The sequence below is a fragment of the Kitasatospora sp. NPDC034035 genome, from assembly GCF_055575755.1.
This window is the reverse complement of the sequence record NZ_JBVISA010000033.1, coordinates 40,063-63,582: the sequence shown is the minus strand read 5'-3', so window position 1 is coordinate 63,582 and position 23,520 is coordinate 40,063. Positions and strand designations below refer to the sequence as shown.

The following is a 23,520-nucleotide window of genomic DNA, read 5'->3' as shown; positions in this document are numbered from 1 at the left end:
CTTCGTGGCCGCTTCGGCCAGAACGGCGCGGGTTGCTCCGGCCAGCTTCGCGGGGTGGGAGGCCAGGAGGGGGAACCGTCCCAGCATCACCATGGAGAGGGGTTCCTGCGGGTAGTCGTCGAGGAACCACTCCTCCTCTCCTGCGTAGAAGAAGAGACGCCAGCGCTTGCCGTTGTACTGGAGCTGAACGAACCCCTGGTGCTGGGGGTCATCAGGATCTTCGAAGATTTCAGCCGTAGTGCCGGGGACGACCAGGTCCGCGAGCAGTTCTGCTGTCTGGTGCAGTGCTTTCGGCGAACGTGCTGGGCATGGGCCGCAGCAGGGGAATGGAGGAGAACTGGGCGAAGAGGCGGTCTGCGGCGCGCGGGGACGGTTCCAGCTTGAACAGGTCCCTTGCCAGTTTGATCGGCTCGTCCGGGTCGTTGCCGAGCCGGGGGAGGTTCACGTCGCCGCGTTCTTCCATGGCCTTCAGGACATCGAGCAGCCGGCTTTTTGCCTGCGCGGCGTGGTGCTGGATCGTGGTCAGGGCTGCGGCGATGGCACCGGCCTGCTCGGGAGTGTGGAGGGCCCAGGGGGAGGACAGCAGCGCTGCCAGCCCATCTGCGCTGGCCACGGCGGTCTCCGCCAGCCAGGCTGCGGCCTCCGGGCGCCCTTCCGAGCCGGCGACATCGTTGATCCCGCAGCCGTTGAAGGTTCCGCCCACATCCTCCAGCAACTCCTGCCAGGACGTCTCGGTGGTGTCGCTCATGCGGCGCCTCCTTGGAGTGCGAGCAGGGCGACACGGTGGGGTCCGTGGACCGTGACGGTGTAGACGTCGTCCCAGTGCCCGTCGTTGTCGGCATCGGGGCAGACGGGACCGCCTTCTTCGCCAAGCACGACCCATACTCCGGGCCAGTCGGAGTGCCCGTCGGTGACCAGGCTGCCGCACTGGGAACACTCGCGGGCCGGCAGGCCGCGGCGGCGGAAGTCGTCGACCTGGTCGGGAGTGGGGTCGATCCGGTCGTCGCTGAAGTACTTCATCGCGAGAAGCAGCGGGCCGAAGTCGTTGCGTTCGTCGGCCTCGTCCCAGCTGGCCAGATCCTCGGCCGAAGTGGCCTTTCGGTATCCGAAGAGCGGGACGGGGCCGGCTCCTTGCTCCTGGACCACGGCGAGGCCGTCGGTTGGGGTGCCGTCCGGGACGACCGACCAAAGGAACGCCTTGACCGCTTCGGCGGTCTCGGGGTCAGGGTTGGGGTGGTTCAGCCAGGCCGTGGCGATCAGGTCCTGCCACTCCATGTGGGGGTAGATCGTGTCCTCGACGATCGCCCCGTCCCCGGTCGACAGCACCTGCCGGCGAAAGTCGATGTGCTCATGACTGGCCAGCAGCACCTCTCGGCCCTGGGCTGCGGCCTCCGCGGCCGCCCAGACAGTGGGGAACCTGGTCAGGAAGCGACGCCACTCCGGGAGCAGGCCGTCCGAGGCCGGAAGTCCGCGCAGGGACCGGGCGGTGCGCTGGCGTACGACCTTCTTCGCCTTGGTGTTCGTCGTGCTGCGCTTCTTGCCCACGGTGGCTTCCTTCACTGCGGTCGGATCGGCAGTCCAAAGTAGTGGCCGTCTGAGGTGGGGCAGGGCTGTTTGGTGTCACCCGATCAGGTGACTCAGGCCGACTTCGCGGTGCTGGCCCGTGCGACCGGGCACGCCGGACGCAGCGGGATCGCCCCGGCTCGGGTGGCGCGGGCGACGGTGAGAGCGGCGCGGTGGCGTTCGCGCTGCTGCCGGGCGTGGTCGTCGGCGTCGGTGACCACGATGTCCTCGGGCTCGCGCAGCCGGTTGTAGTTCCGGCGCAGGATCGCTTCCGGGCCGGCGGCGGCCTCGTCGAGCGCGGCCTGGCGGGCGGCGGCGTCCTCGCGCATCCGGCGGCGCAGTTCCTGGTAGGCGTGATGGTCGGCGAGCGGGGGCCGGGTCGGCTGGGCGGCGGGCCGATCGTCGCGGCGGGTGGGCTGGTCGTCAGGGTCCTGGTCGTGCTGCACCACGGGGGCGGGGCCGACGCGGACGTCGATGGCCCGGACGGTGCCAGGGCGCAGCTGCTCGAGGTCGGCGAGGATGCGGCGCAGGCCGGGGAGTCGGCGACCACGCGCAGGCGGCGGGTGGTCGGGTCGTAGCCGGCGAGGTGCCAGTGGGTGGCGGCATCGGGGCCGACGATGTCGGGCCAGCGGTCGCGCAGGCCTCCACCGGCGGTGCCGAGCGTCCAGCCGTGGGCAGCGACCAGGGCGAGGAACACGTCCGCGATCGGCTGCGGTTCCCGAGCCTCGCGGCTGCGGGCACCGGACTGCCGGATGGCAGGCGTGCCGCGCTTGGCGGGGGTGTTGCCGTTCGCGCGGGCGGCCTGGCGGGCAGCGCGCGGGGCGGTGCGGGCGAGGTCGGCGCCGCTGGTCTGGGGTTGGGTCACCGGGTGCTCACCGCCTCCGATGCCTGGAAGGCAGACGGTGTCGGAGAGAAGGACCGGGAAGGCCTAAATGCGATCGCGGTGTCGGCAGTACGCTGCGCACGTCATCGGACGGGAGAACGAGGAAGAGATCGTGCCCATCGACGGATCCGCAAACCTTCCTCTCGGCAGCGAGCGCGTGGAGAACGTGCAGTTCTGCTGGGGCTTGCACCACAACCCGGCGCGGCGTGGACAGGTCGGCTGGGGAATTTCCATCGAGCTGCCCGCGGTCATCGAGATGGTGTCCCTGGTCGCCCGGCAGAGTGCATCCGCCGAGGAGCTCCACAAGCAGCTCCTTCGCCTCGCCGAGGAGATCCGCAAGGCGTACGACGAGCCGTCGCCCGGACTGGACGGCGAACCTGTCAGCAGCGCGCCCTGGGGCTCCGACTGCCCGGTGGGGTGCACAGTCTGCGCTGATGCCAAGCCGGCATTCGACGCGCTCAGGGCTGAGGCGGTCGTTCAGGGGCAGCGTCTCACTGCCCCCAGCGAGTACCCGTACGCGGCTGGCAAGCGCACGTTGCACCGCTCCGTCTGCAAGGAATCCCAGAGTGCCGGTTCCCTGGCCGACCGCCCGGGACGGGATCCGGCGGGGCGCGAGGCGCGGCTGCTGCGGGAGTTCGCGCACCGCGGATACCAGGGCTCCAACGTGCGGGTGCTGACTGTCGATGAGGCCGCCGCGTGGGTGCGATCGCACACCGGGCCTCGGGGCGGAGCGCAGTTCCGGCTCTGCAAGCTGTGCGGGCCTGAGGCTCCGTAGCAGTCCGACGATTGAGCGCGGCTTGCTGGTGGTGGTGTCCACTCGGATCAGCACCGTCGCGGCGGGCGCCGCGCAGGCGGCGGGCACGCGGCGGAAGCAGTGGGTGGCGGCCATCAGCGGCTCCCGGCGAGGGCGCGGTCGCGGCGGCGGGCGGCCAGTTGCTCACGCAGGCTGATGCCCTCGGAGTGGTCCTCGGTCATCCAGGCCGGGACGGTGACCGGCGGCAGCTCGACGCCGTCGATCGCCCGAGGGATCCTGGGCAGGACGGGCTGGTTCGGCAACGGTGCGCACAGACCGCAAGGCAGCACGGTCCGGCGGTGGCGGTCACAGTAGGCCAAGCGCTGCTGTTCTGCCTGGTCAACCGGGCCATGGTTGTCCGTTGGCACCGGGGCCAGGGCAATGCCGGACCTGGTGTTGGCCTCAACCAGCACGAGGTCCCGCTTGGCCTGGCGCCGCATCGCGGCCCGGTGCTGCGCACCCTCGACGTGGTACGCGCACGTCTGGCAGTCCCCGCCGCGCTCGACGTCCGTGCTGGATTCGCAGCTGGGCCGGTGGCAGCCGCGTCGGGGCAGGCCGCGGTGCAGCAGCCAGGCGTACGGGTCGCGGACCTTGCCGCGCTCCAGCGAGGCGTAGCGGCGCAGCAGCCGGTCGGCGACCCGCTCGACGTCCCCGCCGGCCTCGTGGATCGCCTGGCCGATCGCCTGGGCCATCTCCCGCTGCTGCCAGCGGTTCATCCGGTCCACCAGGTCCGGCACCAGGCGCAGGACCTGGTGGACGTTGGTGCTGACGGTCACCAGCGGCAGGACGGCGGTCCCGATAGTCGGGTTGATCGTGCTCGCGATGGGGGTCTTCTGCGGTTCCGGCGAAGCCGCGATTGGGCGCGGTCCGACGGCGGCCCGCTCAGCGACGGCGGGTACCAGCTCGACCGCTGGGGCGGCCCAGGTCTCGCGCACGCCCGTGTCGCGCGGTACGGACGTGTCGGCTTTGCCGGAACAGCAACCACCAACGGCGCTGGGCGGCTTGTTCAGAAAAGCTTGATCAAGAGAGCTTGTTTGGGGAGTCGAAACGAGGGGGGTGGTGGGAACCGAAACCGGGGGGGTGGTGGGAACCGAAACGAGGGGGGTTTCTTTGCTCTCCATCAGGTCCTGCGGAGCGGGCGCGCACGACTGGGGGGACGGACCCTCGTCGGCGACTGCGGCACGCACCGGTGCCGGGTTCACGGTGTACCGGTACGCGTTCCCCTCGTCTCCGTGCCGGGTGACCCAGCCCTCGGCGACCAACTGCTTGGCGACCCTGCGGGTCGTCTCGGCGTCCAGCGAGCACAGCTTCGCCAGCTGGCTCGCCGAGGTCGTCGTGCCCAGGTGCTCGCGGTAGCTCAGCCCCGAATACACCTTGAACCGGCTCCCGGAAAGGGTGTCGCGGGCGTATGCCGAAATGCACACCGCCCGGACGTCCGGGCCGATCGGATCGACACGCCGGGCACTCGTGCCGCCACTGCGCGGCACGCTGTGCACCAGGACGCCCTCGACCTCGCGCAGCATCGCGGCCACCGCCTTCGGATGCAGGTCCAAGCTGGCGGCGATGGTGGCGTTCGCCGCCCAGCAGTAGCCGGCCTTCCCACGGGAGTAGTCCGCCACGACTGTCGCCGCGCGGACCTGATCTCCTGTCGCCAGGCCCAGCCAGGCGACGGGGAAACGGACCGGGAACGACGAGCTGACGCCCTCCTCCTGCTCAGCCGGCGCCTTGTCGGCGTCCTGCTGGCCGGTCCACCGTGCGCTGGCGGCGAGTTCGGTTCGTGCCTCCGACCGCTGGCCGGGAACGACCGGCACGGCCGGAATCCCATGGTTCGGACTCGATCGTGTGACACTCGAAGCCTCACCCGAACGAGTGATGTGTGTCACATTGTCGACAGCGTGCGCGGCGGATTCGACAACCGGTCCCTGAACCGGTCCCCCGACGAATCCCATGGCAGGAACGGGGGAGGAGATCTCTCCCCCCTCCCCGAGGGCATCGTCCGAGCTCAAACCGGGGACACCACGCCCGTCGGCCGTGGCATGGGAAGACTGGAAAGGGGTGCTGAGCTGCTGCAAAATGACAGAGCCTCCTGCTCGTACGTGAGTAAGGCAACGGCCCCCTTCGTCGGGGGTCGGTAAAGCGCCCCCTCGGGGGTGTTGGTTCATCCCGAACCGAAGTACCGCCCATCGCGAGCCCCGGCCGCCAAACCGGAGCCCGTTCCGGGCCATCGCTCGACCTGCTAGTCGAGCGGATTCGTAGGACCGCTAACGGTGGTGCCATCCACTGGAAGCGACCCGGGGTTGCTGGCCTCGCCAAAGGCCGGCGCCCCCAAGACGACTAAGTCACACCGACCCCCTGCGGGGGAGAGGTGTGTCCGAACACGACGACGGCACCCCGCCGAAGCGACCTCGAACCGGTCGACTCCACGGCGGGGTGCCGCGCGTTCATGGGGACCCTGCCACGGGTACCCTTCATCACGTCACCACCCTTCTCGTGGTTGACCGGGACGGGCCCCCGGCCAGGGGCGCCGATCCACTTCACCGCCGCCCGGGCCCTCACAGCCTGGGCGGCGAAGTCGTTTTTGATCACTTCTCGGCACAGCCTACCCCTGCGGTTAGGACGCGGAGTAGCGATGCGTTCACCGTGTCGATCTGACGCTCCAGCAGCCTGACGACCCGGCAAGCCCCCATTCACATGCGCTCCCGCAGAATCCTGAGGGCATCCTCAGCCGAGAGCTCGCGGTTGTCCTTCGTGTCCGTCCAACGCTGGAGTGTCTCGGCCACAGCACGCAGCACCTCGTCTGGCAGGCCCGCCGCCCGCAGCGTGTCGGCGGCCTCCTCCACCTCCGGCGCCCACCTCCACGCCCGGGCTGCGGTCTTGGCGATGTAGTCGGTCTCGACCAGGTAGCTGCCTGACCGCTTGCCGGCCACGTCCAGCAGCGCCTGGTCGACGCCGTGATGCTGTGCCAGACCGTACGAGAGCGCAGCCAGGACCCGGGACGCCTTCTGGTAGGCCGTGTAGGAGACCTTCAGCGCGGACGCCTGACCGATCTCCTGTCCCAGGACCGGCGTCGAGACCGCCGTTCCGGAGAACAGTCCCGAGACCAGCTGGGCGGCATCCGGCGGGCCGGAGAGGAACAACTGCGTGCTCTTGCCGCCGACCGGCGGGGAGCCGATCACCGAGCCGTCGACCACCGCCCGAGCGCTCCGGCCCACCAGGTCGGCGATCCGCCGCACCCGCTCTGGGCTGATCGCGTTGCCCTCGACGTACACACCAGCGAACCCATACCCGGCGACCTCGCTGGCGATGTCCTCGGCAACGGCCGGCGGGCACAGGCTCAGCACGACCTCGGCCCGCTCCAGCAGCTCGCACAGCTCGGCCACCGGCTCCAGCCCGGCCTGCTCGGCGCGCCGAACGGTCGCGGCGCTGCGCCCGGTCGGGCACCACAGTACCCGGGTGCCCGCCGACACCACGCAGGCCGCGACGGCCGCGCCCATGCTGCCAGGGTGCAGCACGCCAACAACCGGCTGATCCGACGTCACCGGTCACCACCGCTGCGGACGAGAGCGAGGGCCTCCACGGCAGTCCGGGCGATGAGGTCCGGCCCCACCCCGCCCGGCCAGGTACGGCCATGTGAAATCCAGACGGTGCGCAGCCCGGCCTCCCGGCCGCCGACGACGTCCAGTTCGGCGTTGTCCCCGATCATCCACCCGCCCTGGGAGAGGTCCCGGCCGACACTGGCGGCCGCGGCCTCGAAGATCCGGCGGTCCGGTTTCCGGGCGCCGATCTCTTCGGAGATACACACGTCGGCGACCACGTCGGTGATGCCGGAGGCCTTCAGCTTGGCGCGCTGGATCTGCGCGCCGCCGTTGGTGACGACGACGACCTGGCGGCCAGCCTCCCGCACAGCGGCCAGCGCCTCCACCACACCGGGGAACGGCTGGACCGACATGGCGAGCTCCGGCTCGTACCGTGACCAGAGCTCGTCAGCCGACTCCGGCAGGCCGAGCTCCGCACACAGGCCCTCGATGACGTCCCGGTCCGCCCGGATGCGCATGGCATCGAGCATCCGCTGCTCGACCTCCGGACCCAGGCCGTGCCCCGCGCAGTATCCGGTCACCCAGGTCGTCACCGCTGCGAGCCGGTCGATCAGCGTGTCGTCGAAGTCCACCATCACCAGCTCGCCGTCGCCGCGCGGCGTGGTGAGCGTCTGCCGGATCTGCGCGGCCGCCGCCGCAGGCGCGACCGAATCCGTGCGGATGGTCAGATCGAACCGGAAGCCCGGGTTGGCGTCGAGGTCGGCCCGAGTCGCATCCCACGCGGCCAGCCGCGCCGGAGTGTCCGCGTCGCCCCGGCCAGCAGACCGGGCCTCGGTCACCTCCCGCGGGCACCACAACAGGACGGTCAGCCACTGTGCCGGGTACCCGTCGAGCACGGCCCGCACCCCGTCGACCTGGCCCAGATGCATCACCGGAACCCCAGCTGTGAACGCAGTGTCCAGCCCCGGCCGATCCGTCACGTACGTGCTCTCGTACCGCGAGTTCTCGTACACGACCGCGCCCGAAGTCCGAAGCTCCTCCAACTGCTCGGGCGTGCCCATGCGGTAGCCGGCGGATCGGCCGGGCCCCACCTTCACCCGCGAGAACAAGGAGAAGGCGGAGTCGAGATCGGCCAGGGCCCGGGTGATGGTGTCCTTCCCCGCGGCCGGCGGGCCGTAGAGGATCACGCCGCGTACGGCGGGCGCCTCGTTCATGCGTAGACCTCCCGGATTGCCTGGCGGGCCTGGTCAGCGAGGGAGATCGCGGCGCCGAGCCGGTTGTCGACAACCAGGTGCGGCACGGCCGGCCGCAGGTCAGTGTCGATGGTCTGGAGGTATTCGTCCCAGCGCTGCAGCTTCCAGGCGTCCCGGGCGGCCGAGCGGAAGGTGATGTACTCGCGCATCGACTCCGGGTCGCACTGGACCCAGATCGGCGCAACGTCGACGCCGAGCGAGGAGCACCGGTTCGTGAGCCGCTGCATCCAGTCCGTGTTGGTCATCTCGGCGATGAACGGCGCGGACAGCACGGTGCTGATACGGCAGTTGATGTTGGCCCAGGCCGCCTGCATCAGGCAGTCGTACTCCACGTTGCGCACCTGGTCGCGGTACAGGTCGGTGTGCCGGTCGTTCGGGTCGCCGCCGAGTGCCACCAGCAGCCGTTCCACCAGCGGTCGGGTCAGTGGGTCCTTGTCCAGCAGTGGCCAGCCGGTCAGCTGGGCCAGGAATCGGGCGAACTCGGTTTTCCCGGACCCGGCGTAGCCGCCGACCAGGACCACGACCGGCCGGTGCGGGTCGCCGCCTGTGTGTCGGCGCTTCCAGGCGTCCAGGATCCGCTGTTGCACGCCCATGTGGTCGGCTTCGTCGTTGCCGGGGGCGATCCGGTGGATTGCCCGCTCGACAGCGAGCACGTGCGTCCCGTTGTGATCGTCGCTCGCCGGCGTCAGACGGAACTTCGTCTCTTCGCCCGGAAGTGCGGCTCGGAACCCGAGCTCAGGATCCGTCGCCCTGTAGAGAAGACAGTACGCCCGACGGTAGTGCGGGCCGGGATAGACCTCCCCCTGCTCGTGCTGCCACAACGTCTGCGGGTTCGCGGCCGGGATGCCCTTGAGTTTCGCCTCCTCGGCGACCTGGCGCAGCCGCTCCCCCGCCTTCTCCAACGTCAGCCCGTGCGCCTCCCGCTGCGCACGCAGCAGGTCAGGCCGCCACCCCGCACGTCCCTTGGCCATGCCCCCACCCTCCAGTGTCACCATGCCCGGCAGCCTAGGGCTGACCAGCCAAAACCCGTGTGTACGCAGATGTGAATACGTGTGTATGAACGTGTTGATGGAGCTGATGACGCCCATGTGATTCTTTGTCAGCTACATGGCCGCTGTGATGTATCCCATGAGAGACAGAGATCTTGAAGCAGCCGATTCGCCGTCACGTGGCCACCGGAGTCACCGGCCGATGGCCACGTGGTCAGCCGGCAATGCTCAGTGTCAGCAAATGATTCAGCGGTGTGGTGCTGACTGTCACAAAGACCGTGGACTCCTGCGGATCGCGAGCGATGCTCAGGATCCGGAAGCCCGGGGTGCCCTCTGCCACGCCGAGCGCTGCTGCTGCGGCCTGATCCATGGGCTCGGCAGAGATCACGGTGTCGGTGCGCAGCACGTTCCAGCCGAGCCAGTCAGCGAAGCGAACTCCGGCCGGGGGGGACATGCGAGTGGCACCGATCGGAGCCAGCAGGGGTGGGACCCCTTCGTGGCCCTCAGGCTGACGAGAGGCAAACTCGTAGGGCACGATGGTCAGCTTGTGCTGGACCGGGACATCGTCTACCGAGCGGACCCGCGTGCGCTCCACGACATCGGTGCCAGCGATCCCCCACGCAGCCATATGTGGCGGTGCAGGCAGTTGGCGGACAAGGGTGGTGGCCTCGCTGGCCTCACCACCGAATGCCGGCTTCCAGATCGGCACGCTCAAGTCAGGGGGGCCGAACGTGCCCAGGTGGGCTTCGGTGGTCCGGCTGGCGGTGACGACAGTGCCGCTGCCGGGCTCAGTGCGGACCATGCCTAGAGCCGCCAGCTGGGCGTAGGCCGCAGCGACGGTCTGCTGACTCACGCCGCGCTCCTCCGCCAACTTACGTACGGCGGGGAGGCGCGTCCCGTGGCGGTAGCGCCCGGCCGAAATCCCTTCCCGAATCTCGGCCGCGATGGTGTTGGCGTTCAACGTGAGTCTCCTATCGAGCGGCTGCTTGGCTACAGGCTATCGCGTCAAGCAACAAACGTCATTATCTTGACGCCCGTCACGACATGACTAAACCATCTTGACACGTGGGGAATGGATCCCTATCTTCGATTGCACCGGACCAGTTACGGTCCGCGACGACGGACGGGCTGAGCTGTAATCCCACCCGGGCGTCGATGTGCTGTCGGTAACGCCGAGCAGTACGAAAACCGCAGGTAGTCGCCGCCCACAGTTCGGGTGCCGGGTAGCTCCACCAAACCCATGCGACTGCCTCGCAGCAGTGCTGATGCGCTGTCCGCTCGTCAGGGCGCCGGACCTTCCGGCCGGCCTGGCGGGCGGAGAGAGCACCGCAATGCGGCCCTCACCTCCCTCCGCACAGACGAGGAGCACTCGATGACCACCTCGACCGCGATCCCCACCGCCCGGCAGCGCAAGAGCCGGACCCGCACGACCAACGTCTCCTCCCAGCCGGCGCTTCTGGTGTCGAAGCTGCCGCTCACCTCGGTCCAGCTCACCCATCGCGCCGAGGTCCTGGCCTGCCCGGCCTGTCGGACCTGGTGCCCGCTGACCCTGAACAAGGGGAGCCGGGAGTGGAAGATCTCCCCGCACCACACCACGAAGGCCGGCACCCCCGGTGCCCGTCGCTGCAGCAACTCCAACCGGCTGGTCATCATCGACGTCGAGCTGGTTCGGTGGCAGGAGCAGCGGGTCGAGGCCAGCGCGGACGTCGCAGCCCGCCGGTCGACCAAGGTCCTGCGCAAGGTGAAGACCCCGGTCACCCCGGCGCTGAACAGCCCGGCCACCGCCGACACCGCGTACGTGAACCTCAGCCGCCACCGCGCCAGCTGCGCGGTCTGCATCGACGAGGTGAAGTGCCGCGACGGCCTGAGCCTGCTCGCCGCCCACACGCGGCTGCTCAAGTCGGAGAAGCAGAGCGCGAAGGCGGCCCCGGCCCGCCGGGTCAAGCAGTGGGCGGACGTAGAGGAGGTCGTCAGGGCCACCGACACCACCCGTCGGGACTCGCTGGTCGGTGCGCGCTCGCCGATCCAGGGCGCGGCGGTGCCGGTCGGAGCCCGGTCGATCGCTCAGAGGCCCACCGCAGACGAGGTGCTCGCAGCGAGCCCGGTGCGCAAGCGCGCCGTCGCCTGACCCACCACCAGCACGAACGACCACGGCCGCCGCCGACCCGATCCCGGGTGGGCGGCGGCGTCACCTTGCCTGCACAACAGTCTGCCCAGCGACACCCACCACGAGGAGACCGTGATGTTCGAAAACCCCAGCCGGACGGTCGCTGAGGCCTACACCTGGTACGCGACCGGCCTGCGCGACCTCGTGCAGGAACTCCTGGACGAGGCCGGCCTCGACACCGACGAGGACACCGTCGACGACCTGTGCGGCGACCTGTGGCTGCACGCCGTCGAGTTCACCGCCACCCACGCCCTCACGTTCACCGAGGTCCTGGCTCTCCTGGACAGGAACGCTGACCTGCTGGTGAACCGCCTCCGCTACGGCCCGCCGGTGGACCTGGCGGGCCGGCTCGACACCGCCGCCGACCCGACCGCCGCCACCGAACTCGCCCTCGCCACCGCACCCGGCACCGGCACCCAGCTCCCCCGCCCGCGCCGCCGAGAGCCCCCGCCCGCAGCGCGCGGTGGCCTGATGCGTACCCACCTGATCGCCTACCTGGCCCGTAACCGTGACGGGGCGCAGCAGGGTGTGGCCCGCGTCCCGTCGGCACGCGATCGGCCGTCGTGGCACGAGTGCGCGGCCATCGTCCCCGGATACCTCATCGGGCAGTACCTCGGCGCCGCTCCCGAGCCGGACGAGACCCGGCCCGGGCGTCGCCCTGCCTGACCCACCACCAGCAGCACGAACCGTTACGGCCGCCGCCCACCCCGAGCACGACGGGGTGGGCGGCGGCCGTGGCTGCTCGTACAGCAGCCAGAACAAACAGGTACGGCCCCGGGATTGCGCCCCGGGGCCGTTGCCGGTCGCACCACCCACCAGCAGTAGACGAGAGGAACACGACCGTGGACACCATCATCGCGCACGAGGACACCCTCCTCGACCTCTACACCCGCTACTCCTGCAGGCTCCTCGCCGCCGCGACCGAGCGCCTCGCCGAGATCGGCCCGGACGCCACCAGCCTGGACGAGGACGTCACCCAGGACGTGTGGGCCGACGTCGCCGCCGGCCACTACCCCACCGACCACTGCGGCCTGGACGGCCTTCTCGTCCTGCTGGACCGCGCCGTCCGCCGGGTCCGAGCCGACCGCGCCCGCGAGTGGCCGGCCGGACTCCCCCAGGCCCGCCGGCGCACCGAGTCGCCCGACCTCCTGGAGACGATCGCCGACCGGACCACCACCGTCCCCGCCCAGCCCCGGCCGCTCCCGACCGCCGCCTCCGCCGTCGCCGCCCTGCACACCCTCCCCCTGGCCGGCTGACCCCGATGACCGATCAGGCCGCAGCCGAACTGCAGCGCCAGATCCAGGAGCAGATCGCCCGCCTGGAGGCGCAGCACGCCGCCGAGCGCCAGCTCGCCGAACAGCTCCGCCAGCAGCAGACCGGAGGCACTCAGTGACCATCACCCACGTCTGCCGCGCGTACGCCAACGGCAACGGCGGCGCCACCAAACCGCCCGCGCCCGCGCCCGCGCCCCCGGCCCCGCCCTCCCCGGCCGGCGGTGGCCGATGAGCAGCCCCGAGGACTAGGTCGAGAAGGCCGACGCCCAGAAGTGACGACCGCCGCCGACCCCTCCGGTCGGCGGCACCCCACCAGAGGGAGACCCGCTGTGCGCTGGACCTCGGCCCGGGGCGCAGCGGGCGCCCGCACATCCCGCCTTGGAGGCCGTCATGAAGCACCGCGCCCGCACCTCGTCCCCCGCCCGCCGCGCGTACTACGAGGCGGACAGCACCCGCCGCTGGATCGCCCGCGTGATCGGCCCGCGCCGCGTCGGCGGCATCTACCGCTCCGCCTACTCCGCCTACTCCACCGACACCCCCTACGAGGTCCTGGCGATCGACCCGGGCCCGCGCGAGGGCTGGCCGACCTGGCAGATCACCGTGCGCACCGTCGGCGAGGACCGGATCCGCCGGCACTGCACCGCCTGGGACCACGAGCGCGACCAGGTTATTGCGCAGCCCGAGGACGAGAGCTTCGCCCAGGCCTGGGCGGCCTGGCAGCTGACCCACGACCCTGACCCGTGGGCGCGGCGCGAGGCCGCCAGCCCGGCCTGGCAGCACGTCCTGGACGAGATCGCCCACCCGGTGACCACCGCCGCGGTCCAGCAGCTCGCCCACACCGCCTGACCCCCGCAGCGGTTGCTGTCGTTCGCCCCCGCCCCAGACCGCTGGCTGCGGGGGTGTTCGAGGGTGCCCGGCGCACCGGCTCCACCACTTCCACGGAGGACACCATGTTCGTGATCAGCCTCGGCGACTTCGACAAGATCGCTCAGCAGCTCGAAGGCCGTCACCACCAGAACTACCAGGGCACCGCGAAGACCGAGTTCAACAACCTCATCTTCACCTTCAAGCCGTTCACGGGTACCGAGAAAGAACCGGTGATGCCGGCGGAGGCATGGCGGGACGAGTCCCTCACCCATGCCGCCCGCGAGGCCCTGGCCGCCGAGTACGAGGACGCCCACAGGCTGTGGCTCGACGCCAGGTACGTCCGCGAGCTGAAGGCCGCGGGCATCGGCGCCACCGAGCCGTGGACCGCCTACACCCAGGCCCGCCAGGAGATGGACCAGCTCTTCGCCTCCCTGGACTCCACCGCCGACACCCAGTGGCGTTCGACCGTCTTCCAGCTGGTCACCGCCCAGGAGAAGGCGCTGACGGCAGCCGCGGCCTGGGACCGCAAGGCCCGGGCCATCGTCGACGTCCACGCCGCGCACAACTACAGCAACCTGTCCCAGCGCGAGGCTGCCGCGAAGGCAGGCCTCGACACCGCCTGGGAGATCGGCGCCCGCAGTGACTACGACAGCTGGGGCCGCAACCCGCTGAACCAGGACGTCTTCAACGCCGTCGAGCGCCAGCGCGAGCACCTGCGCCAGGTTGCGAACCTGACCGGCGACCACCAGGCCTGACCACCACGTCGGTTGGTTGTCGTTCGCCGCCGCGCCCCCCTTCCCCCATGCCGGGAGCGGGGCGCGGCGGTGTTCGAAGGTGCCCGACGCACCGTCCCTCCAACCACAGGAGATCAGATGTCCGAGACCGCCACCGCCCAGTCCCCCGCCGCTGCCGTGCCGCAGCAGGGTACGCACCAGTACGTCATCACCCTCCAGAAGCCGATGCCGAACGGCGTCGGCTACATGGTCTCCACGTCCTCCGGCACCTGCTCGCCGACCGGGATGAGCCGCCACGACCTCTACGCCTGGCTGATCGGCGAGATGGTCCGCCAGACCCCGCAGCTGGCCGGCGCGAGCACCCTGTTCTTCGACGTCCAGCCCAACCGGATCTGAGTTCGCCGGTTGCTGTCGTTCGCCGCCGCGCCCCGCCCCGGATCGCCGGGTGCGGGGCGCGGCGGTGTTCGACGGTGCCCGACGCACCGCCCGCCGACTCCGGCGGGACCGGAGAGGAGCAGCCCCGATGTTCGAGCGCCTGCGCAACGTCGTCACCGACACCGTCACCGAGTTCCTGGGACACCGGGAGCTCACCCGCGACATCAAGGCCCGGATCGCCGACGGCGATCTGGAGGCTGCCGCCGCCTTCCGCACCGGCACCTTCGCCGCCGCCTTCACCTGGCGCGGCTGCTGCGCCCGCGGTGAGGAGGTCGCCCGCTACGTCCGGCTGGTGATGGACGCCGACGGCAACGCCGACCGCGTCGCCTGGCTCCGCCGCCGCTGACCACCGCGTTCCCCGCGCGCATATATAGAGGAGGAGCCCTCGTGGCGACCCGACGCACCCCGGCGCGCCGCACGACCGCGGCGAAGCCCCCCACGAAGAAGACCACCCCGGTCGCGGCCGAGCAGCCCACTGCCCCGGCGCCCGTCGTCGACCAGGCGGCCGACGCGGTGCTCGACCAGGCTCGCGAGGAGCTGGCCAACGCCCGCGACCGCGCCGCCGACCTCCTCGGCCTGGCCGAGAAGGCCACCGCCGACGCCGCCGCACTCACCCAGGCCGCCGACGACCAGGCGGCGCAGATCCTGGACGGCGCCCGGCAGCAGGCGGCCGACCTCCTGGCCGGTGCCGAGCAGGACGCCCAGGCGCTACGCCAGGAGAGCGCGGCCACCGCCGGCGCCGAGGCCGAGCAGCTGCTCGCCGACGCCAAGGCCAGCGCCGCGAAGACGCTCGCCGACGCCCAGGCGACGGCCGACCAGGTCCGCGCCGAGGCTGACCGTATGGCTGAGCAGCTGCTCGCCGAGGCGAAGGAGCAGGCCCGGCAGGCGGCCGCGGCATTCACCGAGGCCGAGGAGAAGGCCGGACAGGTCGCCGAGCAGATCATCGCGGATGCGACCGAGACGGCCGGCCAGGTCGTGGAGGCCGCCGAGACCGAGGCCCGGCAGATCCGCCGCAAGTCGGACTCCGACCTCACCACCGCCCGCGAGCAGCTCGCCGACGCCACCGAGGCCCTGGAGCGCACCCGCAACCGGGTCGACGCCTACCAGGCCGAGGCGGAGAAGGACCTGGCGGGCCGTCGGGCGCTGGCCGACCAGGCCTGCCGCGACGCCCTGACCGCCGCCGACCAAGCCCGCGCGGACGCGGCCGCCGATGCCCAACGCATCCGCGACACCGCCGCCGCCAAGGCCCGCGAGCTCGCCGACGCCACCGAGGCGCAGGCCCAGGACCTGCGTCGCCAGGCCGAGGAACTGCGCGCGCGTCTGGAGGACACGGCCCGGGCGGACGCGGACGAGATCCGCGAGGCCGCCCAGGCCGAAGCCGAGCGGCTGCGCGAGGAAGCGGAGAACGAGGCCGAGACCATCCGGGAGGAGGCCGCCCGCCAGGCCGCCGGCCTGCGCGAGCGCGGCCAGCAGCACGCCGACTCCCTGCGCACCGGGGCCGAGAGCCGGGCCACCGAGGTGGAGCGCCAGGCCAAGGCGCTGCGCGGCAAGGCGGAGGCGGAGGCGCAGCGGATCGTCAACCAGGCCCGGATCGAGGCCGAGCAGCTCATCAAGGGGGCGGCCGGGCAGGTGGTCGAGGCCGAGGCCAGGGTCCAGGTCCTGGTCGCGGAGGAGCGGCGGATCGCAGCCAAGCAGGCGGCGCGCAAGCGCGGCTGGGCCTCGAAGGCCCGGCGCCGCACCACCCAGCTGACCGGCTGGGCGTGGACGAAGGCGCCGTGGCTGGCGCTGGGCGCCGGCGTCGGCCTGACCGCCAGCGGCGAGTACGCGCTGGCGATGCTGGTCGGCATCCCGGCCGCGATCGGCTGGCTCCTGCCGGTGGCGATCGACGTGTGGGCGATGTCCGCGATCCGCGCTCGCAAGCCGGGCGAGGTCGCCGTCGCGCTGGCAACAATGATCATCGCGAACGCGGTGTTCCACATCGCCGACGCTCACCTGCTCGGTGTCGAGCAGGGCGCGGATGGAACGTGGCACGCCAAGTGGCAGCTGATCGTCGGCGTTGCATGCATCGCACCGATCGTCGTGTGGCGCGTCCACGCGCTCATCCCGCACGCCCCTGCAACGCACGACGACGACACCGACTCGGCGGACGAGCCGTCTGCAACGGAGCCGAACGGGACTGAAACGGGCGCTGCAACGGCCCTGGTTCAGCCCGCCCCGGCACCGGCCCCGGCTGTTGCGCCCGCGCCCGTTGCACGGCCCGCCGCTCCGGGTGAAACCGCTGGTGGCGGGAGTCGTGCAACGGTCGGCGCTGCAACGCGGCTGGCGCTGGCGGCCGGTGAAACGGGCTGCAACGCAACGGCTGCAACGGCTGCAACGCCTGGGTCGGGCGCAACGCCCGCCGCCGCGTCGTCGAGCGCCGGTGCAACGACGGTGAGCGTTGCACGGGTCCTGACCGAGACCGACATCGAGGTCATCACTCGGCACGTGCAACGGCATCAGGGCCCGCCGGAGAAGCTGCCGTTGCAGCCGATCGCCGACGAGCTCGGCGTCTCCAAGTCCACCGCGTCGCGGCGCGTCTCCGCCTACCGCGACCTCGCCAAGGCGAGCTGACCGACGAGCACTCGGCCTCTCCGGTGGCCACCAGGGCGCGGGATTCGCCCTGGTGGCTGCCGAAGGTGCCGACGGCACCGACCACCACCATAAGACCCGGCCGTCCGGCCGGAGCCCGGGTCGACAACCTTCCCCACCAGCGCGTGAAAGGACGGCCACCGTGGCCCACGACGACGAGTACACCAGCGACTTCGGATGGAAGTCCGACCAGCTCCTCGCCCCCGGCGGCATGGCGATGTACACCGACCAGATCCGCCAGATCTTCCGCGACCACCGCGACGACTTCCGCGCCCTGGCCAACGACCTCCAGGGCGACCTCAAGCACAACCCGCCCGCCGGCGACAACGGCCTCCAGGCCGCCTTCCACGCCTGGAAGACGGCCCGGCTGCTGCACCTGATGGAGGGCCACGCGCAGGCCATCATCACCCTCGCGGGCAAGCTGCGGGCCACCCACCAGGACCTCTACGTCGAGCTGCCCAAGCGCCGCGAGGCGAAGGCCGAGGCCAAGGCCCTGGAGAAGAGCGGCAAGGGCGCGCAGGTGGCCCGCACCGCGGGCAACGTCAACGACCTGGTGCGCCAGATGGCGGTCCACGCTGCCGGGCAGGCCGGACCGGATGGGGCCGGACAGCCGGCGGGCGCGCCCGCGCAGCCCGCCTACCCGCCGGTCTTCGACATGTTCAAGACGGGCACCGGCCAGTGAGCGGCACGGCACTCGACAAGGCGGCGCGCCAGGCGATGGAGCGCCGCCTGGCGAACCTGACGAAGTTCTACAAGGACCGCCAGGACGCTGCGCAGAGCGACCAGGAGCTCGCCTCGGTGGTGCTCGACCGGGCCCGCGCGATCGCGAAATTCGCCGAGAAGAACGGCGATCCGACCAAGTGGTACGAGCTCGCGCAGTACCTCGACGCCTGGTGCAACCAGCACGGAGGGTGACCGGGCCAGGGCCCCGAAATCATCATCATCACCGGCTCCGCGAGCTCATCACGGGGCCCCAAGGCGCGCGCGCGACGCGCGCGCGCGAGGCTCCCAGACCAGTGACTGACTGTCAACATTGAGAGGAGGGCGAGTTGAGCGACTCCGACGACGGAAACGTGGTCACCCTGCACCCCCGGATCGGTCTGCGCCCGCCCATCGGGCCGCCCCCGAACACCCCCGCGCCGGCACCTTCCCCGGCGCTTGCGGCACCCGCCGCCGCGGCCTCGCCGCCCTCCTTCCCCCGGGTCCGCCACCGCCGTCCGGCGGCCCCGGCCGTCCTTCCGGCGACGCTGCCGGAGAGCGCAGCCGGGGGCGGGGAAGTGGCCGTCGCCACCACCTCCGCCTCCCCCGCGCCGGGCCCGGGCGGAGGCCCGGCCCCGGTCCGCGACGCGGTCGCGCTGTCGATGGTCACCTTCGCCGCCATCGCCCTCGCGGCGGCCCGTGGCACGGTCGGCGTCGCGTCCTGGATCAAGGCCCGCGCCGACCAGGTGAAGGAGGTCGCAGAGAAGGCGAAGGACGCCAAAGCCGCCAAGACCTCCGCCGCGACGGGCGGCGGCCGGGTCCAGTCCGGCCCGGAGTGGGGCCAGCAGGCCCGCCAGCGCCAGGGCGCAGCCGGAGGGTCCGGCCGCTCCGGCGGCGGCAGCGGCGGGCAGGCCGGCCGCGGCCCCGCCCAGGTGCCCGCCACGTTCCGCTCCAACCAGCCCGGTTCCGGCAAGGGAGGCGACCGGCCCGGCGCCCAGCAGCGAGGCCCGGGCAGCAAGACGGGAGGCGGCCCGGACCGGCCAAGGCCGGACGCCAGCCTCACGACACGGGCCGGCCGCTCGCCCGGCCGGGGCCGCGGCCTGGCGGACCGCCAGCGCGACGAGACCTCCGGCGCCACGCCGGACCGGTCGAAGCGCGGGAAGGACAAGGACCGCAAGAACACCGACGGCAAGTCCGGCGCCAACGGGAAGGACAGCACCGGCTCGTCCGGCTCGTCCGGCTCCAAGAAGGGCTCCGGCTCCGGCGGCTCGGCGGCGGGCGGCTCCACCGCCGGGGCGAAGCAGGGCTCCGGTGGTTCGTCGGGCACCGGGTCGGGCGGGTCCGCCAGCACGAAGAAGGGCGGCTCCGGCGGCTCGGGCTCGGGCGGCTCCACCAGCGGAAGTAAGAAGGGCAGCGCCGGCAGCGGGTCGGGCTCGGATCCGGGGCGCCGCACCACGCTGGGCGAGGCGATCAGCGAAGAGGCTGAGCGGCGCCTCGACAAGCGCCGCAAGAACCACACCCCGGTCTGGCGGGTGCCGAAGAAGCGCAAGCCCAAGAAGAAGGAGAAGAAGAAGCCCGCGGCGGCCACCGGATCCGGCACGCCGAAGATGACGACGGCCAGCTCTACCAAGGCCGGGGTGAAGCCGCCCACCAAGGGCAAGGCGCCCGGCGCCTCGACGACCAAGGCCACCACCGCGAAGGCGAAGAAGACCAGCGGCTCGGGCAAGGGCCCGAGGGCCTACGCGAAGCGGGCCTCGGCGAAGGCCAAGGCCGCCTGGGCGAAGCGGCCCAGGCGCGGGGCGAGCCGTCCGGCCTCCGGGCCGGCCGCGGGCGGCCCGTCTTCGACGGGCACCACCTCGGCGAAGGCCGGGACGCGGGCCCGTTGGGAGCGCACCAACGCCCGCACCTCCGCCACCGGCTCCACGACGGGCTCCCGGTCGTCGACGTCGTCGGGCACGCGGACCGGCCCGGGGCCCTCGGCGGACCGGGGCCGGGCGAAGCGGCCGCCCGGGATGGTCCACGAGACCGTGATCACCCTGGAGCGCATCCCCAAGCAGCCCCCGCCGCCCGCCCCGCCCGCCGCTCTCCCCGCCACCGGGTCCGCCGCGGTGGCTGGGGGCGGCACGACCACCGCCGTGAGGAACCACATGACCGCATCCGTCGAGGTGTACGCGCCGTCGGCCGACTCCGAACTGAACATCTACGACCTGGTGGAGGCCGACGAGGCCGCCGCCGAGGAGATCCTCGACCGCGTCGACGAGGCGAAGGACGCCGCGTCGGCGTGCGAGGACCTGGAGCACCACCTGGAGAACCTCAAGGCCCAGGTGATGCAGCTCAAGATCCCTGGCCGCCTGCTCGGCTACTGCAACCGGCTGCTGGAGAAGGCCGGCCGGGTCAAGACCGAGGCCGAGGCCCTGGCCGCCGCCCTGCCGGCCGCGTCCGAGGCCATCAAGACCGCCGCCGACAACGCCGCCGCCAAGCACCAGCGTCCCGCCGACGTCACCCGCGACCACGGCTACGCCGCTCCGGCCGAGACCCACTACCACAAGGAGTAAGCAGTGTCCGACCTGCTTCCCGCCGCCCGGGGCGCCGTCTCCGCTGCCGTCGAAGTCGTCGCCGACGGCGTCCGCTACGGCATCCTGATCGCCCGCCTCGCCAAGGCCGGCCTGGCCCTGCGCCACATGGCCGCCCTCGCCAAGTCCACGTTCGAGTACGTCGGCGACTGCGCGGCCAGCGTCGACCAGCTCGCCGAGATGGCCTCCGGAATGAACGTCGACGCCGACACCGTCGTCGAGCACCACGAGGCCGCGAACATCATGCGCGGCGCGCTCGCCAACGCCACCACCATGGCCCAGGAGTGCGAGGAGATGTCGAGCCTGTTCGACGAGGCCTCCGAGGCGCACCAGGCCGACTACGGCGCCGTCACCGAGGCGTTCCAGAACATGCCCGTCGAACCGGCCAACCGCGAGTTCTACGCCAACCGCTGACCCACCCTCACCAACCCGCCCGCTGCCCGGCACCGCACCCCGCGGTGCCGGGCAGCGCCGCACCCGCACCCGGAAGGACCGCCCCCGTGGCCCGCGACAACCGCGACACCACCAAGCCGCAGACCCTGCCCGCCCGTCTGCTGGCCGCCCTCGTCATCACCGCCGGCGCCCTGTGGCTGCTCGGCGAGTTCTACGCCCGCCTTGCCCGCTGAGAGGAGAACCCGCCGTGCCCGACAACGACAGCTACTTCCGCTTCCTGACCACCCGGCAGGAGGACCCGGCCGACGAGGGCCGGCGCCTGTTCGGCCTGCTCCCCTTCGCCGTCCTGGCGCTCCTGCTGATCGCCGCCCTCGTCCACCTGCTCGCCTCCTGACCCGAGAGGAGAATCCGCCGTGCCGAAGCTCGACCGAGCCCGCCACCTCGCGGGCCGCGCCGCCACCGCGGCCGGGGCCGCCGCCCTGACCGCCAGCATCTTCACCCCGCACGTGCTGCCCGTCGCGACCCCGGTCGTCCTCGGCACCACCGTCCTGTCCGCCGCCGTCTCCATCCAGCCCTGGCGGCGCAGCACCCCCGGCGTGCTCAGCGCCCTGTACGCGACGCCGTCCGCGATCGCGCTCGGCGAGATGGTCGCCTTCCGGATCATCCCGGGCGTGCATTGGGGCGAGGGCCTGGCCGTCGCCGTCTGGACGGGCGTCACCTGGTGGCAGCGCCCCTCCCGCCTGGCCCGCGAACTGGTCCACCCCAGCGCCCAGGTGCCCGCCACTCCGGACTACCGGCCGCAGGCCCTGGTTCCCACCACATTGGCGGATCAGCTTGTGCTCTCCTGGGCGCAGTGGGCGCAGATGGAGCGGTCCCCGGCGGCCGGCACGTTTCTCGAGCACGCGGTGTTCGAGGGCCGCACCGAGTGGCGGGCGCAGATCGTCGCCGAGGGCGGCCGCCCGGTGCCGGACATCCCGATCGCCGCGATCTCGGCGATCACCAACATCCCCGAGGAGTTCATCTCCATCTCGCCGGTGAAGGGCCACGGCGCCGGCCGCCGCCAGCTGGTCGTCACCGAGCGCACCGGCGCCGACGTCGCCAAGCAGGAGATGGACCCGTTCACCCGCTGGGAGAAGGAGATCGCCCCCGGCGCCATGCCCCACTCCCAGCTGATCGCCATCCGGCGAGGCAACACCAAGACCGGCGAGATGGAAGAGGTGCTGCGCCCCGAATGACCACCACCATGGCCCCGGCGCCGCTCGGCCTGGACGTCGATGTGATGGAGCTGGAGGTCCAGGTCCCTCCGGGCAAGCTCCTCACCTACGACCTGCGGGCCCTGGCCTCCTCCCTGGAGATCCTCGACACCTCCTGCATGGCGGTCGAGACGGACGGCCTCACCCGCGCCCTGGTCACCATCTACCGCGACCCGCCGCTGGAGAAGCTGGAACCGGTCTGCGGCGAAGACCTGGTGATCGACGCGCAGGGCTGGCTGACCGTGGGCCGCTACCACGACGGCCAGCCCGCCCAGATTCGCCTCTACGTCCCCGGCTCCGGGGCGCAGCGCGGCGCCCTGTTCGGCACCACCGGCGCCGGCAAGTCCCGCGCTCTGCAGCTGATCCTGGCCGCCGAGAAGCGCTCCGGGATCGTGTCCTGGCTCGCCGACCTCAAGGGCGGGCAGTCGGTGCCGGAGGCGGCCGGTCAGGTCGACTGGCGGGTCACCACCCAGGAGTGCCTGCTCGCGATGCTCCAGGCGGCGGTGCGCGTCGCCGAGGAGCGGATGCGCCGCTACGCCGCGATGGGCCGCAGCTCGTTCATCATCAACCGGCCCGATCCGCTGCTGTCGGTGCGCATCGACGAGGCGAACAGGGCGCTGGAGAAGGGCGCGCCGTACCGGGACAAGGTCGCCGCGCTCATCAAGGAGCTCGGCCGCACCGGCCGCTCGGTGGGCGTCGGCATCTCCATCGCGGCGCAGGCCTCGCACGTGGACGAGCTCGGCGGCTCCGACACCCTGCGCGGCATGCTCAAGGAAGGCGAGACCATCCTGCTGCGCTGGTCCAGCTCGATGATGCAGTCGCTGGTCTCCGACGGCCTGCTGCCCCCGGGCACGCACATCGTCCCCATCCCCAAGCGCAGCGGCCCGCCGCTGCTGCGCTCCCGGTTCGCCTCCGCCCGCGGCATGGTCAAGCCCAAGCCCGGCGGCAACACCGGCGGCATGGCCTACCTCCTCGGCTCCGACCGGCCGACCGCGATGATGCGGTTCTTCCCCGTCGGTTCCATGCACGAGGTCGAGGGCCTGGACCCGCTCATCCTCGACCTGTACGGGCCGGGGGAGCCCGCCCACCTGGAGTCCACCTCGCACGAGGCCGCCGGCGCCGCGTACCTGACCCGCGACGGCGACGGCCCGGCCCACCTGGTCGCGGCCGCGGAGGAGGAGACGGCCCGCCTGGCCGAGCAGGCTGCCGCCGAGCAGAAGAGCGCCGGCACCGGCAAGGCCACCGTCGCCGCCCGCGTCGTGCGCGCCCTGGAGGACGCCGACGAGGACGAGCAGCAGGTGCTCGACTTCGACGAGCTGTTCGCCGCCGTCAACGCCGACGGCGGCAAGCCCGTCAGTGCCCCGGTCCTGCGCAACAACCTCACCGCCCTCGGCAAGGCCGACCGGATCGTCGCCCTCGGCGGCGGCCGCTACACCCTGCCCAGCTGACACCCCACACCCCGGCACGGGGCAGCCCGACA

26 protein-coding genes are annotated in these 23,520 nt (G+C 71.9%); 18 read left to right on the top strand and 8 right to left on the bottom strand.

All coding sequences use genetic code 11. The annotated features are described in order from the left end of the window. Positions 1–229 precede the first annotated feature (229 nt). The 3 genes from ACZ52J_RS34240 to ACZ52J_RS34230 form a co-directional block, all read right to left on the bottom strand. On the bottom strand, positions 230–748 hold the full coding sequence (locus tag ACZ52J_RS34240; RefSeq protein ID WP_465624339.1) for a hypothetical protein: 519 nt from the start codon (positions 746–748) through the stop codon (positions 230–232). Then, positions 745–1,545: a hypothetical protein gene (locus tag ACZ52J_RS34235; protein ID WP_465624337.1), complete on the bottom strand. Its 801-nt coding sequence runs from the start codon at positions 1,543–1,545 to the stop codon at positions 745–747. The genes ACZ52J_RS34240 and ACZ52J_RS34235 overlap by 4 nt, the downstream gene beginning before the upstream one ends. A 92-nt stretch (positions 1,546–1,637) precedes the next feature. Further along, a complete protein-coding gene (locus tag ACZ52J_RS34230) occupies positions 1,638–2,012 on the bottom strand; it encodes a hypothetical protein (RefSeq protein ID WP_465624336.1) in 375 nt (124 codons plus the stop codon). Positions 2,013–2,558: 546 nt separating this feature from the next. Here ACZ52J_RS34230 and ACZ52J_RS34225 point away from each other — a divergent pair. Next, positions 2,559–3,221, top strand: coding sequence for a hypothetical protein (locus tag ACZ52J_RS34225; protein ID WP_465624334.1), 663 nt, complete (start codon positions 2,559–2,561; stop codon positions 3,219–3,221). Between the two features lie 113 nt (positions 3,222–3,334). On the opposite strand, the gene ACZ52J_RS34220 is transcribed toward ACZ52J_RS34225, so the two are convergent. From ACZ52J_RS34220 to ACZ52J_RS34200, 5 genes are all read right to left on the bottom strand, one after another. Continuing rightward, on the bottom strand, positions 3,335–5,188 hold the full coding sequence (locus tag ACZ52J_RS34220) for a hypothetical protein (protein ID WP_465624333.1): 1,854 nt from the start codon (positions 5,186–5,188) through the stop codon (positions 3,335–3,337). Between the two features lie 738 nt (positions 5,189–5,926). After that, a complete protein-coding gene (locus tag ACZ52J_RS34215; RefSeq protein WP_465624380.1) occupies positions 5,927–6,751 on the bottom strand; it encodes an NAD(P)-dependent oxidoreductase in 825 nt (274 codons plus the stop codon). Between the two features lie 23 nt (positions 6,752–6,774). After that, positions 6,775–7,989 (bottom strand): HAD family hydrolase, encoded by a 1,215-nt coding sequence (locus ACZ52J_RS34210; protein WP_465624331.1) that lies wholly within the window; start codon positions 7,987–7,989, stop codon positions 6,775–6,777. Further along, positions 7,986–8,999: a P-loop nucleotide/nucleoside kinase family protein gene (locus ACZ52J_RS34205; RefSeq protein ID WP_465624378.1), complete on the bottom strand. Its 1,014-nt coding sequence runs from the start codon at positions 8,997–8,999 to the stop codon at positions 7,986–7,988. Before ACZ52J_RS34205 ends, ACZ52J_RS34210 begins: the two co-directional genes overlap by 4 nt. 232 nt (positions 9,000–9,231) lie before the next feature. After that, positions 9,232–9,978, bottom strand: a complete 747-nt coding sequence (locus tag ACZ52J_RS34200) for a GntR family transcriptional regulator (protein WP_465624330.1) — start codon at positions 9,976–9,978, stop codon at positions 9,232–9,234. Positions 9,979–10,389: 411 nt separating this feature from the next. Here ACZ52J_RS34200 and ACZ52J_RS34195 point away from each other — a divergent pair, with 411 nt between their 5' ends. The 17 genes from ACZ52J_RS34195 (at position 10,390) to ACZ52J_RS34115 (ending at position 23,488) form a co-directional block, all read left to right on the top strand. Next, a complete protein-coding gene (locus ACZ52J_RS34195) occupies positions 10,390–11,145 on the top strand; it encodes a hypothetical protein (RefSeq protein ID WP_465624328.1) in 756 nt (251 codons plus the stop codon). Between the two features lie 114 nt (positions 11,146–11,259). After that, positions 11,260–11,850 carry a hypothetical protein gene (locus tag ACZ52J_RS34190; protein WP_465624327.1) on the top strand — a complete coding sequence of 197 codons (591 nt, stop codon included), beginning with the start codon at positions 11,260–11,262 and terminating at the stop codon, positions 11,848–11,850. A 176-nt stretch (positions 11,851–12,026) separates the two neighbouring features. After that, the gene (locus tag ACZ52J_RS34185) at positions 12,027–12,440 is read left to right on the top strand and encodes a hypothetical protein (protein ID WP_465624326.1); all 414 of its coding nucleotides are present in this window, start codon (positions 12,027–12,029) and stop codon (positions 12,438–12,440) included. Between the two features lie 5 nt (positions 12,441–12,445). Continuing rightward, positions 12,446–12,577, top strand: coding sequence for a hypothetical protein (locus ACZ52J_RS34180; RefSeq protein WP_465624324.1), 132 nt, complete (start codon positions 12,446–12,448; stop codon positions 12,575–12,577). A gap of 271 nt (positions 12,578–12,848) precedes the next feature. Further along, positions 12,849–13,304, top strand: a complete 456-nt coding sequence (locus ACZ52J_RS34175) for a hypothetical protein (RefSeq protein WP_465624323.1) — start codon at positions 12,849–12,851, stop codon at positions 13,302–13,304. A 104-nt stretch (positions 13,305–13,408) separates the two neighbouring features. Beyond that, positions 13,409–14,080, top strand: a complete 672-nt coding sequence (locus ACZ52J_RS34170; RefSeq protein WP_465624321.1) for a hypothetical protein — start codon at positions 13,409–13,411, stop codon at positions 14,078–14,080. Between the two features lie 117 nt (positions 14,081–14,197). Continuing rightward, positions 14,198–14,455, top strand: a complete 258-nt coding sequence (locus ACZ52J_RS34165; RefSeq protein WP_465624320.1) for a hypothetical protein — start codon at positions 14,198–14,200, stop codon at positions 14,453–14,455. A 127-nt stretch (positions 14,456–14,582) separates the two neighbouring features. Then, entirely contained in the window at positions 14,583–14,840 is a 258-nt protein-coding gene (locus ACZ52J_RS34160) for a hypothetical protein (RefSeq protein WP_465624319.1), read from the top strand. A 41-nt stretch (positions 14,841–14,881) separates the two neighbouring features. Continuing rightward, positions 14,882–17,104, top strand: a complete 2,223-nt coding sequence (locus tag ACZ52J_RS34155; protein WP_465624317.1) for a coiled-coil domain-containing protein — start codon at positions 14,882–14,884, stop codon at positions 17,102–17,104. Positions 17,105–17,264: 160 nt separating this feature from the next. After that, on the top strand, positions 17,265–17,804 hold the full coding sequence (locus tag ACZ52J_RS34150; RefSeq protein ID WP_465624315.1) for a hypothetical protein: 540 nt from the start codon (positions 17,265–17,267) through the stop codon (positions 17,802–17,804). Beyond that, entirely contained in the window at positions 17,801–18,037 is a 237-nt protein-coding gene (locus ACZ52J_RS34145) for a hypothetical protein (protein WP_465624314.1), read from the top strand. The genes ACZ52J_RS34150 and ACZ52J_RS34145 overlap by 4 nt, the downstream gene beginning before the upstream one ends. A gap of 134 nt (positions 18,038–18,171) precedes the next feature. Beyond that, a complete protein-coding gene (locus tag ACZ52J_RS34140) occupies positions 18,172–20,376 on the top strand; it encodes a hypothetical protein (protein ID WP_465624312.1) in 2,205 nt (734 codons plus the stop codon). Between the two features lie 3 nt (positions 20,377–20,379). After that, complete coding sequence (locus tag ACZ52J_RS34135; RefSeq protein ID WP_465624310.1) at positions 20,380–20,808, top strand: hypothetical protein; 429 nt, start codon at positions 20,380–20,382, stop codon at positions 20,806–20,808. An 86-nt stretch (positions 20,809–20,894) separates the two neighbouring features. Then, entirely contained in the window at positions 20,895–21,020 is a 126-nt protein-coding gene (locus ACZ52J_RS34130; RefSeq protein ID WP_465624308.1) for a hypothetical protein, read from the top strand. Positions 21,021–21,034: 14 nt separating this feature from the next. Then, entirely contained in the window at positions 21,035–21,181 is a 147-nt protein-coding gene (locus ACZ52J_RS34125; RefSeq protein ID WP_465624306.1) for a hypothetical protein, read from the top strand. A gap of 19 nt (positions 21,182–21,200) precedes the next feature. After that, the gene (locus ACZ52J_RS34120) at positions 21,201–22,022 is read left to right on the top strand and encodes a hypothetical protein (RefSeq protein WP_465624304.1); all 822 of its coding nucleotides are present in this window, start codon (positions 21,201–21,203) and stop codon (positions 22,020–22,022) included. Then, entirely contained in the window at positions 22,019–23,488 is a 1,470-nt protein-coding gene (locus ACZ52J_RS34115; protein WP_465624302.1) for a DNA/RNA helicase domain-containing protein, read from the top strand. The genes ACZ52J_RS34120 and ACZ52J_RS34115 overlap by 4 nt, the downstream gene beginning before the upstream one ends. Positions 23,489–23,520 lie beyond the last annotated feature (32 nt).

What these genes read in the sequence shown, in the direction of transcription:
- ACZ52J_RS34240 (WP_465624339.1), bottom strand. Translation starts at nt 748, where the DNA reads ATGAGCGACACCACCGAGACGTCCTGGCAGGAGTTGCTGGAGGATGTG.
- ACZ52J_RS34220 (WP_465624333.1), bottom strand. Translation starts at nt 5,188, where the DNA reads ATGGGATTCGTCGGGGGACCGGTTCAGGGACCGGTTGTCGAATCCGCC.
- ACZ52J_RS34210 (WP_465624331.1), bottom strand. Translation starts at nt 7,989, where the DNA reads ATGAACGAGGCGCCCGCCGTACGCGGCGTGATCCTCTACGGCCCGCCG.
- ACZ52J_RS34205 (WP_465624378.1), bottom strand. Translation starts at nt 8,999, where the DNA reads ATGGCCAAGGGACGTGCGGGGTGGCGGCCTGACCTGCTGCGTGCGCAG.
- ACZ52J_RS34195 (WP_465624328.1), top strand. Translation starts at nt 10,390, where the DNA reads ATGACCACCTCGACCGCGATCCCCACCGCCCGGCAGCGCAAGAGCCGG.
- ACZ52J_RS34190 (WP_465624327.1), top strand. Translation starts at nt 11,260, where the DNA reads ATGTTCGAAAACCCCAGCCGGACGGTCGCTGAGGCCTACACCTGGTAC.
- ACZ52J_RS34180 (WP_465624324.1), top strand. Translation starts at nt 12,446, where the DNA reads ATGACCGATCAGGCCGCAGCCGAACTGCAGCGCCAGATCCAGGAGCAG.
- ACZ52J_RS34175 (WP_465624323.1), top strand. Translation starts at nt 12,849, where the DNA reads ATGAAGCACCGCGCCCGCACCTCGTCCCCCGCCCGCCGCGCGTACTAC.
- ACZ52J_RS34170 (WP_465624321.1), top strand. Translation starts at nt 13,409, where the DNA reads ATGTTCGTGATCAGCCTCGGCGACTTCGACAAGATCGCTCAGCAGCTC.
- ACZ52J_RS34165 (WP_465624320.1), top strand. Translation starts at nt 14,198, where the DNA reads ATGTCCGAGACCGCCACCGCCCAGTCCCCCGCCGCTGCCGTGCCGCAG.
- ACZ52J_RS34160 (WP_465624319.1), top strand. Translation starts at nt 14,583, where the DNA reads ATGTTCGAGCGCCTGCGCAACGTCGTCACCGACACCGTCACCGAGTTC.
- ACZ52J_RS34115 (WP_465624302.1), top strand. Translation starts at nt 22,019, where the DNA reads ATGACCACCACCATGGCCCCGGCGCCGCTCGGCCTGGACGTCGATGTG.